Below are 14744 nucleotides of genomic sequence, written 5' to 3'. Positions count from 1 at the left end.
TAACCCTCTATTCATTCAAATTTTTATAGTATGCGAAAAACGGTTTTCCTTTGTCAAAAGGGAATTCATTACTTGTCATTTCACCTGTTTTAATGAATCCATTCTTTTCAAACAATCGTTGTGCACGTACGTTGAGCGAAAATGTATCTGTGAGTAATACATGCACGCTGTGAGAATTAGCGATGTCAAATGCAAAGTCAAACAATTGTTGTGCGACACCTTTATATTTTGTCGAAGCTACTAAACGATGAATAACATACGTATTTGAAATATCAATAGGCCAATTTATATTTTCATACCAATCGGGCACTTTTTGATCGATTACGATAAACCCTTTAATGACATCTTCTTCATCAACGACAAACATATTGTTGGTTTTTATATCAGTCTCAAAATGTGTTTTTAACGGATAACGATGGTCCCATTGTGGATTTTCATCTTTTTCCATTAAGATTTTGGCATCTTCGGTTAAATTAACAATTGTATCAATATCATCAAAAGTAGCGCGTCTTATCATTTCAATTGCTCCTTAATCTGTTTAATCGTTTTTTCTAATACTGGATCTTCTTTTGTTGCTTTCTCAACGAGTAATTGGGTGAATTTATGGTTCGTTTGTTTATCAAATTCACCAGTAGTTTTTAATTGATGTGCCTCTTGAAATTGAATGACAGCTGCTCTAAGACTACTATCAAAGTTGGTATCTGATGTATCAATTTGATATCCTAAAGCATTCAACCCTATTTTAATGGATTTAACATGCTTATCGTTATCGCCTTCTTTAAACACTTTATCAGATGGGATGACAGTTAATGTTTCGAATGGTGCGCCTTTAATATCAATATCAGGCTGAATACCTTTACCATGAATGAACGTTTTGTTCGGTGTAAGCCACTTCATCTCCGTAAATTTTAATATAGATCCGTCGTCAAACTCCCTAGTAGTCTGTACAATCCCTTTTCCAAAGGTTTTGCTACCATATGTTTTAGCAATTTTATGATCTTTCATAGCACCTGTAAATATTTCTGATGCACTTGCAGAACCTTCATTCACAAGGACGGATACGTTTAATTCAGAGGCGTGTGCAAGAGGCTTGTTTGGTGTTTGAACAGCTTCTTGTTGCTTGCCTTTCTCTAAATATAGTACAGTTTTGCCTTTATCCAAAAAGATGTTAGACATTTTAATCGCTTCATCTAATAGACCACCAGGATTATTCCTTAAATCAATCACTATGTTTTTATGACCTGCTTCTTGAGATTTTTGAACCGCTGTTTTCAATTCATTTGCAGTACCTTCTTGAAATTTGTTCACTTTAAATACAGTAACATTTCCTTTAGTTTCTACTTCAACACTTTTAACATGAATGGTATCTCTCTTAACAGTAAAATCTTTTGATGTGTTACCTCTTTCAATTGTTAACGTAACTTGGGTGCCTTTTTCGCCCCGGATTTTTGGAATGATGTCATTTAAATTTTTACCTTTTATGGATTTGCCATCGACAGCTTTTAAAATATCTTTAGGCTTAAGACCGGCTTTTTCAGCTGGGGAACCTTTCATAGGGCTTGTGATAATGATTTGATTCCCTTTTTGTTGCATTTCAGCCCCTATACCGACAAAATCTCCAGTGACATCTTCATTAAAGGCTTTAGATTTATCTTTTGGAATATATTCGGTATATGGGTCATTTAACCCTTTTGTCATACCATTAATCGCATTTTGTAATAATTTATCTTTATTTGGTGATTTATAATAATCTTTTGCAAGCACTTCATAAACTTGTGTTAATTTATCACTATTATTTGAGATTTGTTTGTTTTTTTCATTAAGATGCCACAAATAAATACTGCCTATAATGACAATTGTAGTCAATATCATCGTTAAAATTATACCAATGATGAATTGAGATAATGGCACATACTTTTTGTTTTTTTCATTGTGTTGCTTTTTACGAGGCCACATTGTAACACCCTTTCTTTAAATATGTAAAATAAAAAGAGTGAGCCTGAAATCAAACGCATATGGATTTGATTTCTACGCCTCACTCCCGAATATAGACTTAATGTCATAATAATGTATACGTTGTATTTGCATTAAAACTTATATTAAAATAGCATAAATTTGATTGTTAAAAGCGACGCCATTCTTGATACTCCTCAAATAATGTATCAAATATGGACATGGAAAGTGTGTAGTTTCCTTCTGTTTCAATATAATTAGACAATTTATTGAAGTCAGACGTTTGTTTAGGGAAATCTAAATCATCGTACACCATTTCTGCAAAAGTTCCTTCTTCGTTAGGACGACCTCTCACTGTGAGGAGAAAATGATAAAAAGAGGCATCTTTCATTATTTCACCGTGACATCAACGACTTTTGACTCGCCTTTAGTCAAAGTTGTTTGTGGCAGGATTGAAATCGTTTCTGTTTGATCTGTGTTTGTTATAATCACAGGTGAAATCGTGGATTTTGCGTTTTGATCAATATAATCGATGTCAAATTCTACTAATTTATCGCCTACTTTTACATGATCACCACTTTCAACGAATGTTTTAAAACCTTCACCGTTGAGTTGTACTGTATCTAATCCGATATGAACTAAAACTTCAAGACCATTGTCCGCTTTAAGACCAATGGCATGCTTCGTAGGGAAAACATTATCTACAACACCTGAAATAGGTGATACCACGATACCTTCTGTTGGTTTAACACCAAACCCTTCTCCCATCATTTTTTGTGCGAAGACAGGATCAGGAATGTCATTAATTTTCACATAATCCCCTGTAATTGGCGCGTAAATTTCAATATCTTTACTCGCTTCATTTCCTTTGCTGAATAATTTTTTAAACATAGTAATCGCTCCTTTATTGTTCAAAATGCTTGATTAAATCTCCATATCCAAGTTCTTCTAATTTATGGAAAGGAATAAATTGAATGGCTGCAGAATTGATACAATAGCGTAATCCACCACGTTCACGAGGGCCATCATTAAAAACATGTCCGAGGTGGCTATTGCTTTCTTCTGAACGGACCTCAGTACGAACCATTCCAAAGGATTTGTCGACAAGTTCTATAATATCCTCGTCATTAATTGCTTTGGAAAAACTCGGCCAACCACAACTTGATTCAAATTTATCATTTGAAGTAAATAATGGTTTTCCTGAAATTTTATCTACATAAATGCCTTTTTCATAATGGTTCCAATATTCATTGTCAAAAGGTGGCTCAGTACCATCTTGCTGTGTCACTAAATATTCTAAGTCAGTTAGATCTTTTTTATCTTTTTTAATCATTGTGATCACTCCAATGTCGATCTATAAATGCTTTACGACCTGAACCGAGCTGATATTGTGCATAATGTAACGGGTTTTTCTGATAATAATTTTGGTGGTATGCTTCAGCTGGATAAAAGTTTTTATACGGTTCTACAGGTGTGTTGACAGGCTTGTCAAAGATTTTAGCAGCGTTTAAAGCTTGTATTTTAGCTAAAGCTAACGCTTTTTGTTCGTCATTATGATAAAAAATGACTGGACGATAATGATCTCCACGATCAAAAAATTGTCCATTATTATCAGTAGGGTCAAATGTTTTGAAATAAATATCTAACATTTGTGAATAGCTAATTTGATTTGGATCATATTCAATTTGAACTGCTTCAACATGACCTGTTGTATCAGAACAAACAGCTTCATACGTTGGATTTTCAACGTGACCGCCACTATATCCTGAAATAACAGATTCGACTCCCTCGTAAGAATCAAATGGTTTTACTAGGCACCAGAAGCAGCCACCAGCAAAAGTAGCTAACGCCATACTATCACGCCCTTTTATGAGTTCTTTTCTTTTAAAACAACGACACCAATTGCGCCTGTACCAGTGTGCGTTGAAATAATCGGTGTTGTAAAGTTCGTATCAAAATTTGAAAAATCAAAAGTTTCTTCAATTTTGTCTTTAACTTTGTCTAAAAAGTCATTTGCATTGGCATGTACAATTGCCGCAGATTTAATTTTATCATTACCTAAAAATGTTGCTAAATCTTTAGCTAAATATTTGGCACATGCTCCTTGTGTTCTAGAGCTATGGATAATTTCTAAATTGCCATCAATTAAAACGCCGACAGGTTTGATTTTCATCAAGTTTCCGAGCATACCTTTCGCCTTGCTAATACGGCCACCTTTAATTAAGCGATCTAATTTACCGATAACGACATAGAGCTTAATGTTTTTTTGTAGTTGATGCACTTTTTCAACAATTGTTTCTGTTGCTAGGCCTTCTTCAATCCATTGAATAATGTGTTGAATTTGATATCCTAACCCATAAGTGATGGATTTCGAATCAATCACAGTCACTTTTCCATCTACCATTTCGCTTGCTTGTACGGCAGTTTGATAAGTTCCGCTAAGGCCAGATGATAAATGAATACTAATCACTTCTGCGCCATCCTTAGTTAAATCTTCATAAGTTTCAACAAATCTCCCTAAAGGGGGTTGGCTTGTTTTTAAATCATTGTTGTCGTCTTCTAAATAATCTGTGTATGTTTCTGATGAGATCTCCTCTTGATCAACATAAGACTTACCATTTACGGTTACACTTAATGGTACGATATGAACATTATGCTGTTCTAAAAAACTTGGATTTAAATCTGATGTTGAATCTGTTACTAATATACGTTGCATTGATTAAACCTCCGTGATTACTTTCTAACTAAATGTAGAAAAGTATGTGGGTATTTATTTTTTTCGTCAATTTCGCCCTCAATTGCTGATGCCACTTCCCAGTCTTCAAATGAATATGGGGGGAAGTAAGTGTCAGCTTGAAATGTGTCATCGATAACGGTGATATACATATCATCCACTTTATCGATGAACTTTTCAAATAATGTCTGGCCACCAAATATAAAAACATGACCTTCTAATTTATCTATATCTTTAATATCATGAATCACTTCAACACCGTCTGCTTTAAACGCTTTATTACGTGTTAAAACAACATTTTTACGGTTTGGCAAGGCCTTACCGATAGAATCAAAAGTCGCACGTCCCATCACTAACGTATTTCCAGTTGATAATTTTTTGACATGTTTTAAATCATTGGGTAAGTGCCAAGGCAATTGATTATTATAGCCAATACCTCTGTTTTTATCATGTGCAACTAAAATGGATAACGTCATAAGACTCACTCCTAGTTATTCTAAATTTTTATGTGTGTATGAAATTCAGTTTAAAATATGGTGTTGTACTAATTATACAGCAATTGGTGCTTTTATGATGGGATGAGATTCATAATTTATTATTTCCAAATCTTCATATTCTAAATCAAAAATAGATTTATCTGTGTTGATTTTAAGACTTGGTGGGTCATAACTTGTTCGTGCAAGTTGTGTTTCCACAGCATCAATATGATTACTGTAAATATGCGCATCACCAAAAGTATGAATGAATTCTCCTACATCCAAACCACATTCTTTTGCGATTAAATGTGTAAGTAAGCTATAACTCGCAATGTTAAAAGGCACCCCAAGAAAAATATCAGCACTTCTTTGATATAATTGACAACTTAATTTGTTATCTTGAACATAAAATTGAAATAGTGTATGACAAGGTGGTAACGCCATTGTATCAATTTCTGCAGGGTTCCATGCACTAATGATGTGGCGTCTTGAATCGGGATTTGATTTAATGTTATCAATTAATTGTGATAATTGATCAATGTGTTGACCATCAGGCCCCACCCAGTCTCTCCATTGTTTGCCATAAACATTTCCTAGATCACCATGTTTACGCATAAAATCATCGTCATTTAATATAAGTGTTTTAAATTTTGACATTTCTTCCTGGTATACTTGATTAAAATCAAGGTCTTGGATGGCACGATGACCGAAATTTGTCATATCTGGACCTGTATAATCATTTGATTGTACATATTTTTCAAAAGCCCATTCATTCCAAATATTATTATTATATTGCAATAAATACCTTAAATTCGTATCGCCTCTAATAAACCAAATTAATTCTGTAGCAATGAGTTTGAATGATACTTTTTTCGTAGTGAGTAAAGGAAAGCCTTTATTTAAATCGAATCGTAATTGATGACCAAACTTTGAGATTGTTCCAGTTTGAGTTCGGTCATCTTTTGATTCCCCAACTTTTAATACTTCTTTACATAGTTGATGATAAGCATGATCAAACGGATTCATGGGCGTCACCTCTTTTTCTTTAGTACTATAATAAATTATTTAATACTTATTATAAATTAAAAAGGGAGATATGGCTCACATTTTGAATGCCACATCTCTCTTTTTCTAACTTACAATATTTCTCTTAAGATTGAATGTTAGGTTTAGTGTTCACAATGCGTATCAAAGGCATCTTTAATATCCATTGCGATGTCATTAATATCGCGACCTTCAATATGTTCACGTGGAATAAAGTGAACAAGTTGACTACCTTTAAATAACGCAAAAGATGGACTTGACGGAACTTGTTGTATATATTCTCGCATTTTTGCTGTTGCTGCTTTATCTTGTCCTGCAAATACAGTCACTTTATGTGTTGGCTTTTTATCATTTTGTTCAGCAACTGCTACAGCTGCAGGTCGCGCTAAACCGGCTGCACATCCACACGTAGAATTAATGACAACGAAAGTTGTAGCGTCATCTTCAACTTGATTCATATATTGTTCAACATCATTGTCACTTTCTAAACTTTTAAAACCATTTTGAGTGAGTTCGGCTCGCATTTGAGCGGCAAGTTCTTGCATATATGCATCATAAGCATTCATTTTTATAACATCTCCCTATTTATTTCGATTTGCTATTTGTTTCCATACTGATCCGAGTGCTGCTTCACCGTTTTCAATACGGGTAATAGCCATTTCAATTTGCAATTTAACTTCGTAAGCTTCATCGTTTTGATGCGCTTTAAGCGCCTTTAACTGGTCATATCCACCTTCATCAAAAAGAAACATTGCAGCGCGCCAACGAACGATTTTTTGAGGGTCAGATAGTGCTTTTTCCATTTCAGGCAGTGCTTCTTTGTAGCCTAAATCACTTAGAGCGTCACCAGCAGTACGTCTCACAGCTGGATTTGTATCATTTAAACCCTTATATAAGTATGGTAAAGTTGCTTTGTCTTCTATCATACTTAATAACACAACAGCTTCACGTCGTAACGGTACTTTTTCTTCGTGGAGTGCTACATTTAAAAGTGAATAGTCTTTAACAGTAGGCTTTGGGAATGCCTTCAACATACGTAATCGTTCTTTCCAATCTTGTGTATGTCGATATGTGTCTAGTGTAACACGTTTGTACGCTTTTTGCGGTACCGTGATATTACTTTCTTGTGCTTTTTGAACAAGACTGCGAAGTATATCAAGAGGATATAGTGCGTTTATTTCTGCCTCGACATGTGTCATAATTTCATCCATGTCTCCAAAGCGTACACCTAGTGATTCCCAATTTCGCATAAATACCACGTTATCATTCGGCTTTTGGGCAGAAGTCATTGCTTGTATAAAATCATCAGATAATTGATGACGTAACTCTTCGTTACCAGAGGTTAATTTAATCTGATATGGAATGTTTTTGAATTTTAAAATTTCTACTGTGACTTCACCAAAATGAATATCTGGTTCTTCAACTTGTTGGGGAGCTATACTTTCATTGGATAATGATTCAGTAATTTTTGGTAATACATTTTCCCAATCCGCTTTTGAAACTTTGTCTACAGATATAAAGTCTAATACGTGAAATATAGACTTTACATCTTGAATTTCTAAAAGTTGGTTTATAAAAGCAGGTTGTTCTTTTTTGATTTCAGTATACGTGTTGGATTTATTGTCTTCTCTTTTTTGAGACAATATGATTTTCATTGTATTTGGACTCGGTGTAGGTTCAATTTTTACAATTTCCATATGATGTCCCCCTATTGTAATTCATTGCCTAGTTGTTGGATTTGTTTACCAACTGAGCACTCTTTGATACAAAAATGATGTGCCCGAGTTTTATTTTGTGATTGTCTAATATGTGTTTTAATCATACATTGGTCACAATACTGGTTCATCAACTGGTCGATTTTTGAAACGGCACGTTTTTTTGTTTCTGTCAACACATATATCACTCCTTAAAATAGCACACACAGTAATCATTATCGTAACATGTATCATGTTTTCAATGAAACAATTAAATTTCTCAAACCTACGATTTAGTGCACATAAGTAAAACTTTTATCGGGGCTATTGATATTTTTATTTATTTTAATTATTATTATTAAGTTGAGATTGATTAAATTGTTATCATGTATACATTGGTAAAAGATAATCATATAAGTTTAAAATCAGTAGTTAATGATAAAGAAGCGGTTTCTAAACACCCGCATTATCAAAATTTAGGAGGAATTTCATGTTTAATGAATGGTTAGGTCTTGCTGCATTTTTAACAACATTTTTGCTTTTAATTGTGATGTTCCGATTGTTTGGTCCACAAGGATTGATCGTATGGGTTGCGATAGGAACAATCATTGCAAATATTCAAGTTATCAAAACAGTAGATATTTTCACGATATCAGCCACGTTAGGCAATGTGATGTTTGCTTCAATTTATTTAGCAACAGACATTCTTAATGATATATATGGTCGAAAAGTAGCAAAACGAGCGGTTTGGATGGGCTTTTTTTCAACTTTAATTCTGATTATTTTGATGCAAATCTCATTAAGTTTTCAGCCGAGCTCAGAGGATATTGCGCAAGGTGCATTAGATACTATTTTTGGATTGGTGCCTCGTATCGCTATAGCATCTGTTATTGCATATGTTGTAGGACAATACATTGACGTTTTTATCTTTAGTTGTATTAAGCGTATTTTCAGCTCAGATCGAACGTTTTTTATACGAGCCTATGGCAGTACGATGTTGAGTTCAATAATAGATACGGGTATTTTTGTTGTTATCGCCTTTCTAGGTGGTCCCTTACCTAATGATGTTGTATTTGAGATTTTTGTAACGACATACGTCCTTAAGTTGGTAGCTACAATTTTTAACGTTCCATTTGGGTATTGGGCGAAATGGTTATTTCGTAAAGGTAAAATCAAACCTTTTCATACAGAGTAAATGAACAGGTCAAAATTTTGGGTGCCAGGACATAAATCATTCAATTTTTGTCCTAGTGCCTCGCTTTTCTAGGTACTTTATCTTAACTAGGTAGCATTACAGAAATCTACTTGATTTTGTAGTAATGCCCACCGGTACATCAAGACGTTAGACATGCAATGTGTTACGCCTTCATTACACCTATGAACATGGGTGAATAGGTGGTCTGCGTAAGTTACGGAAAGCTTTCTAAGCGCATACGCAATCCAGTCAGCTACTGCCTTATATATTGTAAAAGCCAATAGACTTGAACTTCTGTGCTCAAAATGGATTTTCGGTTTCGGCATAATGCCTCAGAAGTCTCGACTAAGGGATCAATCACAATTTATATCAGGGTCCAACACTCAAATTAAAATTATTAATATAGATAGATAATAGCCAACAAAGTTCATGTATGAAGAATTTTGTTGGTTTATTTTTAAATAACAGGGCTGCTATGTCCCCCTTTTTTTAACTTCGTGTTACTATGATGTTGAGGTGTTCATATGGCAAAAATATATTTTGATGCTGCATCTAAAGGCAATCCAGGATTAAGTACTTACGGTGTTGTTATTGTAGAAAATAACCAGCGTTATCAATATGCAGATATCATTGGTGAAAAAGAAAACCATGAGGCTGAGTGGGAAGCTTTATTATTGGCTTTAACAAAAGCTGAACAACTGAGTGTCACCAATGCGTTGATACATACAGATTCAAAACTCATAGAAGATGCAGTGAATCGTGAATTTGTTAAAAATAAGAGGTATAAGCCCTATTTAGATACATACGTATCACTTTCCAATCGTTTTAACCTTTGTTTTGTAAAATGGGTTCCTAGAGAACAAAATAAAGAAGCTAACATGTTAGCTCAAACGAAGCTTTATGAATATACAAAAAACATCACTAACATGTTGATTGAATAATCACTGTGGTTTATTATTTTCTATTTTTAATCAATCAAAGTGCGAACAAGATTCGATGGTTTATGCAAGGACTCTAGATAAAACGAAACATAACAAGCCTTCAAAATTCAGGGTTGAATGAATTTTGAAGGCTTGTTATATCGTAATAAAGCTATGCGCTATTGTGTTGTATTTAATGAAGAGATTTTAAATAACGATGAGAAACTCGTAATTCATGCGTTTCACATACTTGTAAAGCATGCATAAGATTATGTTCATACGTCATGAGTTGTTCAAGCGATTCAAAATTTAATGGAATGTTATCTTCTATACGTGCTAACTGCTTAGATAATTTTAAATCGTCTAAGTGTGTGTGGATTTTCTTTTGTTGACCTGGCGAAAGCGTATGCATATTTTCTAATACACCTTCGACAGAATGATACGCTTGAATTAACTTAATTGCTGTTTTTTCTCCGATACCTTTAACGCCAGGATAACCATCTGCACTATCTCCCATAAATGCTTTAATATCAATTAATTGTTTTGGTTGTAAACCATATTGATTAATAAATGTTTCTTCATCGACTTTTACATATTCAGTAAACCCTTTTTTAATTAACCAAATTTCAACGTTTTGTGTTGCGCATTGTAGTAAATCTCGATCACCAGTAACGATTGTAACTCGTGTATCAGGTGAAGTTTGGTAAAAATTGGCGATAGTTCCCATAACATCATCTGCTTCATAATTAGAAACACCAATATTATGGAAACCTAAAGCTTCAGAAATTTGTTTTACATGCTCAAATTGTGGAATCAAAGCTTCTGGTGGTTCCGTACGATTTTGTTTATATCCTTCAAAGATTTCATTTCTAAAGGTTGCTTTTCCCATATCCCAACATACTGCTACATGTGTAGGGTTTGACTGTTTTATTGCTGTGAAAATATGACGTACAAAGCCTTGCGTTCCGTTTGTGGGCATTCCATGCGATGTTAGCATGAATTGCTTATGGACGCTTGTTGCATAAAAATGTCTAAATAATAGTGCCATGCCATCGATTAATAATATTTGTTTACTCATGTGTATCCTCAATTTCTAAAGTATTTTCTAGTGTTGGTAAAATATGCTTAATTGTATCAATTAGATTATTATCAATACGGTATGATAATACGCGATCGATTTCATTTTGAGCTTCAGATTCTAAATTTTTTAAAAGAGCATTCCCTTGATTTATTAATACTTGTAGGCATTCATCTAATGCTTGATGTAAGTCCTTTAAAGGTGTATCTAGAAGTTGGAGTGTTAGCACTTTAATGGACTCATGTATTTCTTTTTGGCCTTGTGCTTGAAGTAGTCGTTTTTTCGAAAATAATTTAGGTAATGCTTGTACAAATGGTTCTAAATCAATTTTTAAATAAGGTGTTTCGAGTTGCTTTAAATCGAACGATAATTTGGGTTGTAATAAGACATGTCGTTCTTGTAGCGCCTTTAAAGTTGGAATTAATTGATGTTCAAAATGATTCGCAAAACATCGTTTGAGTCGTTCAACAATTAAAGTTTGTTCTAAGTACAATCTTTGATGTATTTGATCTAAATAGCGTTTGGATGCTATAGTTTTTTCTTGTTTAAAATCATCTGTATTTGTCATTTGTCCATTAAAAACGGATTTAATTTCGTCTAATAATTGAATGTTAAGGCGTTCACGCAAATGATAAAGTTGATCAGAAATTTCATTTTTTGCTTGTTGTTGTGTGGTGATTAACAAGTGTGAATCAAAAACATGTGGCGTTCTTAATAATTTAAGGTGTGCATGTTGTTCAGCGACCTTAGTGTGATTATCTTCTTCATCATGAACCATTGTTTTTAAAGCGTCACACATATAATCGAGTTGGTGTTTCATTTGTGACGTTAGCACTTCTTTTGATTCAACTTGAGCAAACTGATCAATGCGTGATTTTAATTTGTTAATCCCTTTATCACCATCTTTTAACGCATTGCGACTTGAAACGCCAAATAATTCAGGTGTCATGCCGACCTCGTTTAAAGCATTCTGCACGTATGTCATAACAGCATGATAATCTTCATCAGATTCTGCCAAATCTGTAGCATTAACGACCATCTTAAATGCTTGATGTTCCATTAATTGATTCATATCTTTCATATGTTGAATAAACGCCTTATCATTATCGGTAAATGAATGATTGAAGTAACTCACGTAAATGATGAGATCAGACGTTGTTAAAATTTTTTCAGTTTCATTTGTATGGCGTTGGTTATTCGAATGGAGCCCTAATGAATCAACAATGATTTTATCTTTCAACCATTCTATAGGCAATTGTAACTGGACAGTGCTTACAAATGTTGCAAATTGATCTTCTGCACTCCATTTCTTAATGTCTTCTTTAGGAATGGCCATTGATAAGCTATCTTTTGTTAATTGTAAATATAAATCATAATTTTGTTCTATTGCATGAATAAAAGCGAGTCGATTTTTGTCAATTTTTAATTTTAGCTTTGATGTATCACTTTTTAGAAAATCCTCAATGGATTGGAATGAATATCCAGCAACTTCTGAAACATCATTAATTTCTGCTAGCAATGTTGATGGTGATTTGAATGTAATTGAATTTTGACTTCCGTATGTAATTTCAGTAGTTGCAGCAGTTGTTGGATTTGGAGAACTGACTAAATAGGAATCTCCTAATAAAGCATTGATTAAACTACTTTTACCAGCACTAAATGTTCCGAATACGCCAATTTTAATCAATTGTCGGTCGATGCGTTTCAAGGTTTGGTTGATATTATTTTTGGTTGATTGAAATAACGGTATATCTTGTAATAAATGTAAAGCTGTTTCAATTTTATCGCGATTGGATTCTACTTGATTTGTATTGTAACCTTGATGCACTTTCTCAACAGAATCCACGTTAGTGAATGGTTTCGGTTCATAAGTGATTAAAGTACGGTCTATTAATTTGTCAAGAGAATCATCTAGGTGAATGTAATAATGCTGGTAGTTTTTAGTGTTTAAAGATGTTTTTAAGTCGCGAAGTTGTATATATTGTTCAAAATAACGGGCATCGCTAGTGTTTTCAGCAGTTTCAGTAGTTTCGTCGGTGATTTCAATAGCATTGACGATACGCGCGTCTAATGTTTCGCTTGCTTTTAAAATATATTGTCGAATATGTTTCATTAAATTTTCTGAAAATGTAAGTACATATTGATTGCTGATTTGAATTTGTGTCTGATATAAATTGGAAACAAGTTCTGTTGGAATTTCAAATTTTTGATTTAGGATTAAGGCATTTAATTCTTGATCATGGATAAAGCGCGTCAAATAAGCCATATCTTCACGCATAGGTTTTGCTATTTCTTGAGTGACTTTACTTTGAAGTGCCGTCATTAATAAATTTAAACGCGTTTGCTGTGTTTCTTCTAATTTTCTTGACTTATTAAACCATCCACTTACTTTAAAGTCTTTTGCTAAGCTTTCTAAATATTGCCGTATGTGTTCACGCATCTCATGTGTCATTACATAGGCATTGTCTATAATATGTTTGCGTTTTTTTGTCAGATCGGTTTTTAAAGCTGTTGTGTTACTTAGCAACTTTGATTCTTCATGAACCGCTTGATTTTGTAAAAATGACGCATATGCATCGTCAAATCCTCTAGCTTCGATGTTTAATTGCGCTAATATCTCGTTCATTTTTTGATCGAGATAGTTGGATTGATGTTGTGTAATAAAATGAACCATGCGATCTACGTAATCATTAATGGATTCTCTTTCTTTATCTTGCTTGTGGATAAATGCTTTTAATGCCTCGAATTGATTTTCTTTATGTGAAAATTTTGTAATGTAAAACGTTGCTTCTAATTGAATATTCCACTCTTTAATTGAATCCTCTACACGCTTTTTAAATGTTTCAAAAGAAATTTCTGAATCTTGATGCTTATCAATTTGATTAATTATGAATACAACGGGAATGTGAGCATGATTGAGCCGTTTCATAAATTGAAAGTTTAAAGCCGACTGAACATGATTATAATCAACTGTATAAAAAACCATATTACTCGTGTATAAAAAGCTTTCGGTACTTGCACTGTGTGTTTGCACATTTGAATCTACTCCAGGAGTATCTTGAAAAGTGAATCCTTTTTGAAATTGATGGGATTTAAAACGTATATCGATTGACTCCACATTGTAGTTTTCGCGATTCATTTGTTTAACTTCATCGTATGAATTCAAATTAGTATATTTTTGGCCTTCAATGTTAGCAGTAATCCCCTCTTCATCAGAGATGGTTAATAAAGCCGTGTTGCTAGTCGTAGGTACAGGAGAACTTGGTAAAATATCTTGTCCGATTAACCGATTGATGACTGTTGATTTACCTGCTGAAAAATGACCTACAAATGTCATCGTATAATGTTCTAAATATACTTTTTTTATGATTTGATTGATTGTATGAATAAATGAAGTGTGGTTTGATTTTTCCACTTCTTTTTTTAATTTATATAAAATATCCAAGTGTGCTTGGTTATGCATGATAAACTCCCCTTGTTTAAATCGTTCTATATGATTGTATTATAGGTGACGTATTAAAAAAAACCAACAACACGATTTGAAAATCTAACTCACTTTCATTTTTTCTGACGTTTTTTATAACGAATAAGCCTTCAAAGTTCATTTACGCATGAATTTGAAGGCTTGAGCGAAACACTCATAAAATATT

Annotated in this window: 16 protein-coding genes; 2 read left to right on the top strand and 14 right to left on the bottom strand. The window is 33.5% G+C overall.

Going from position 1 to position 14744, the window contains the following annotated elements:
* Positions 1 to 7 precede the first annotated feature (7 nt).
* From SHYC_RS07180 to SHYC_RS07125, 12 genes are all read right to left on the bottom strand, one after another.
* Positions 8 to 517: a GNAT family N-acetyltransferase gene (locus SHYC_RS07180; RefSeq protein WP_039645782.1), complete on the bottom strand. Its 510-nt coding sequence runs from the start codon at positions 515 to 517 to the stop codon at positions 8 to 10.
* On the bottom strand, positions 514 to 1956 hold the full coding sequence (locus SHYC_RS07175) for a S41 family peptidase (RefSeq protein ID WP_039645780.1): 1443 nt from the start codon (positions 1954 to 1956) through the stop codon (positions 514 to 516). Before SHYC_RS07175 ends, SHYC_RS07180 begins: the two co-directional genes overlap by 4 nt.
* Before the next feature lie 166 nt (positions 1957 to 2122).
* Positions 2123 to 2344, bottom strand: a complete 222-nt coding sequence (locus SHYC_RS07170) for a YozE family protein (RefSeq protein ID WP_039645778.1) — start codon at positions 2342 to 2344, stop codon at positions 2123 to 2125.
* On the bottom strand, positions 2344 to 2844 hold the full coding sequence (locus SHYC_RS07165; RefSeq protein ID WP_039645775.1) for a PTS sugar transporter subunit IIA: 501 nt from the start codon (positions 2842 to 2844) through the stop codon (positions 2344 to 2346). The genes SHYC_RS07170 and SHYC_RS07165 overlap by 1 nt, the downstream gene beginning before the upstream one ends.
* A 13-nt stretch (positions 2845 to 2857) precedes the next feature.
* Entirely contained in the window at positions 2858 to 3286 is a 429-nt protein-coding gene (gene msrB / locus SHYC_RS07160; protein WP_039645773.1) for a peptide-methionine (R)-S-oxide reductase MsrB, read from the bottom strand.
* Positions 3279 to 3806 (bottom strand): peptide-methionine (S)-S-oxide reductase MsrA, encoded by a 528-nt coding sequence (gene msrA / locus SHYC_RS07155; protein WP_039645771.1) that lies wholly within the window; start codon positions 3804 to 3806, stop codon positions 3279 to 3281. The genes msrB and msrA overlap by 8 nt, the downstream gene beginning before the upstream one ends.
* A 14-nt stretch (positions 3807 to 3820) precedes the next feature.
* On the bottom strand, positions 3821 to 4669 hold the full coding sequence (locus SHYC_RS07150) for a DegV family protein (RefSeq protein WP_039645769.1): 849 nt from the start codon (positions 4667 to 4669) through the stop codon (positions 3821 to 3823).
* Positions 4670 to 4686: 17 nt separating this feature from the next.
* Positions 4687 to 5163, bottom strand: a complete 477-nt coding sequence (locus SHYC_RS07145) for a dihydrofolate reductase (protein WP_039645767.1) — start codon at positions 5161 to 5163, stop codon at positions 4687 to 4689.
* A gap of 72 nt (positions 5164 to 5235) precedes the next feature.
* Complete coding sequence (locus SHYC_RS07140) at positions 5236 to 6189, bottom strand: thymidylate synthase (RefSeq protein ID WP_039645765.1); 954 nt, start codon at positions 6187 to 6189, stop codon at positions 5236 to 5238.
* Between the two features lie 143 nt (positions 6190 to 6332).
* Positions 6333 to 6773 (bottom strand): bacilliredoxin BrxA, encoded by a 441-nt coding sequence (gene brxA / locus SHYC_RS07135; RefSeq protein WP_039645763.1) that lies wholly within the window; start codon positions 6771 to 6773, stop codon positions 6333 to 6335.
* 15 nt (positions 6774 to 6788) lie between these two features.
* Entirely contained in the window at positions 6789 to 7904 is a 1116-nt protein-coding gene (locus SHYC_RS07130) for a virulence factor (protein ID WP_039645761.1), read from the bottom strand.
* Between the two features lie 11 nt (positions 7905 to 7915).
* The gene (locus SHYC_RS07125) at positions 7916 to 8107 is read right to left on the bottom strand and encodes a zinc-finger domain-containing protein (protein ID WP_407696131.1); all 192 of its coding nucleotides are present in this window, start codon (positions 8105 to 8107) and stop codon (positions 7916 to 7918) included.
* A 284-nt stretch (positions 8108 to 8391) separates the two neighbouring features.
* Here SHYC_RS07125 and SHYC_RS07120 point away from each other — a divergent pair, with 284 nt between their 5' ends.
* Positions 8392 to 9096 carry a queuosine precursor transporter gene (locus SHYC_RS07120; protein ID WP_039645757.1) on the top strand — a complete coding sequence of 235 codons (705 nt, stop codon included), beginning with the start codon at positions 8392 to 8394 and terminating at the stop codon, positions 9094 to 9096.
* Positions 9097 to 9620: 524 nt separating this feature from the next.
* On the top strand, positions 9621 to 10037 hold the full coding sequence (locus SHYC_RS07115) for a ribonuclease HI family protein (protein WP_039645755.1): 417 nt from the start codon (positions 9621 to 9623) through the stop codon (positions 10035 to 10037).
* A 172-nt stretch (positions 10038 to 10209) separates the two neighbouring features.
* On the opposite strand, the gene SHYC_RS07110 is transcribed toward SHYC_RS07115, so the two are convergent.
* Together SHYC_RS07110 and SHYC_RS07105 are read right to left on the bottom strand one after the other, a co-directional pair.
* The gene (locus tag SHYC_RS07110; protein WP_039645753.1) at positions 10210 to 11094 is read right to left on the bottom strand and encodes a 5'-3' exonuclease; all 885 of its coding nucleotides are present in this window, start codon (positions 11092 to 11094) and stop codon (positions 10210 to 10212) included.
* Positions 11087 to 14557, bottom strand: a complete 3471-nt coding sequence (locus tag SHYC_RS07105; protein WP_039645750.1) for a dynamin family protein — start codon at positions 14555 to 14557, stop codon at positions 11087 to 11089. Before SHYC_RS07105 ends, SHYC_RS07110 begins: the two co-directional genes overlap by 8 nt.
* Between the last annotated feature and the right edge of the window lie 187 nt (positions 14558 to 14744).

The sequence above is a fragment of the Staphylococcus hyicus genome, from assembly GCF_000816085.1.
Taxonomy (GTDB): Bacteria; Bacillota; Bacilli; order Staphylococcales; family Staphylococcaceae; genus Staphylococcus; species Staphylococcus hyicus.
The sequence above is the reverse complement of the archived record's forward strand: the minus strand, read 5'-3'. Positions and strand labels throughout refer to the sequence as shown.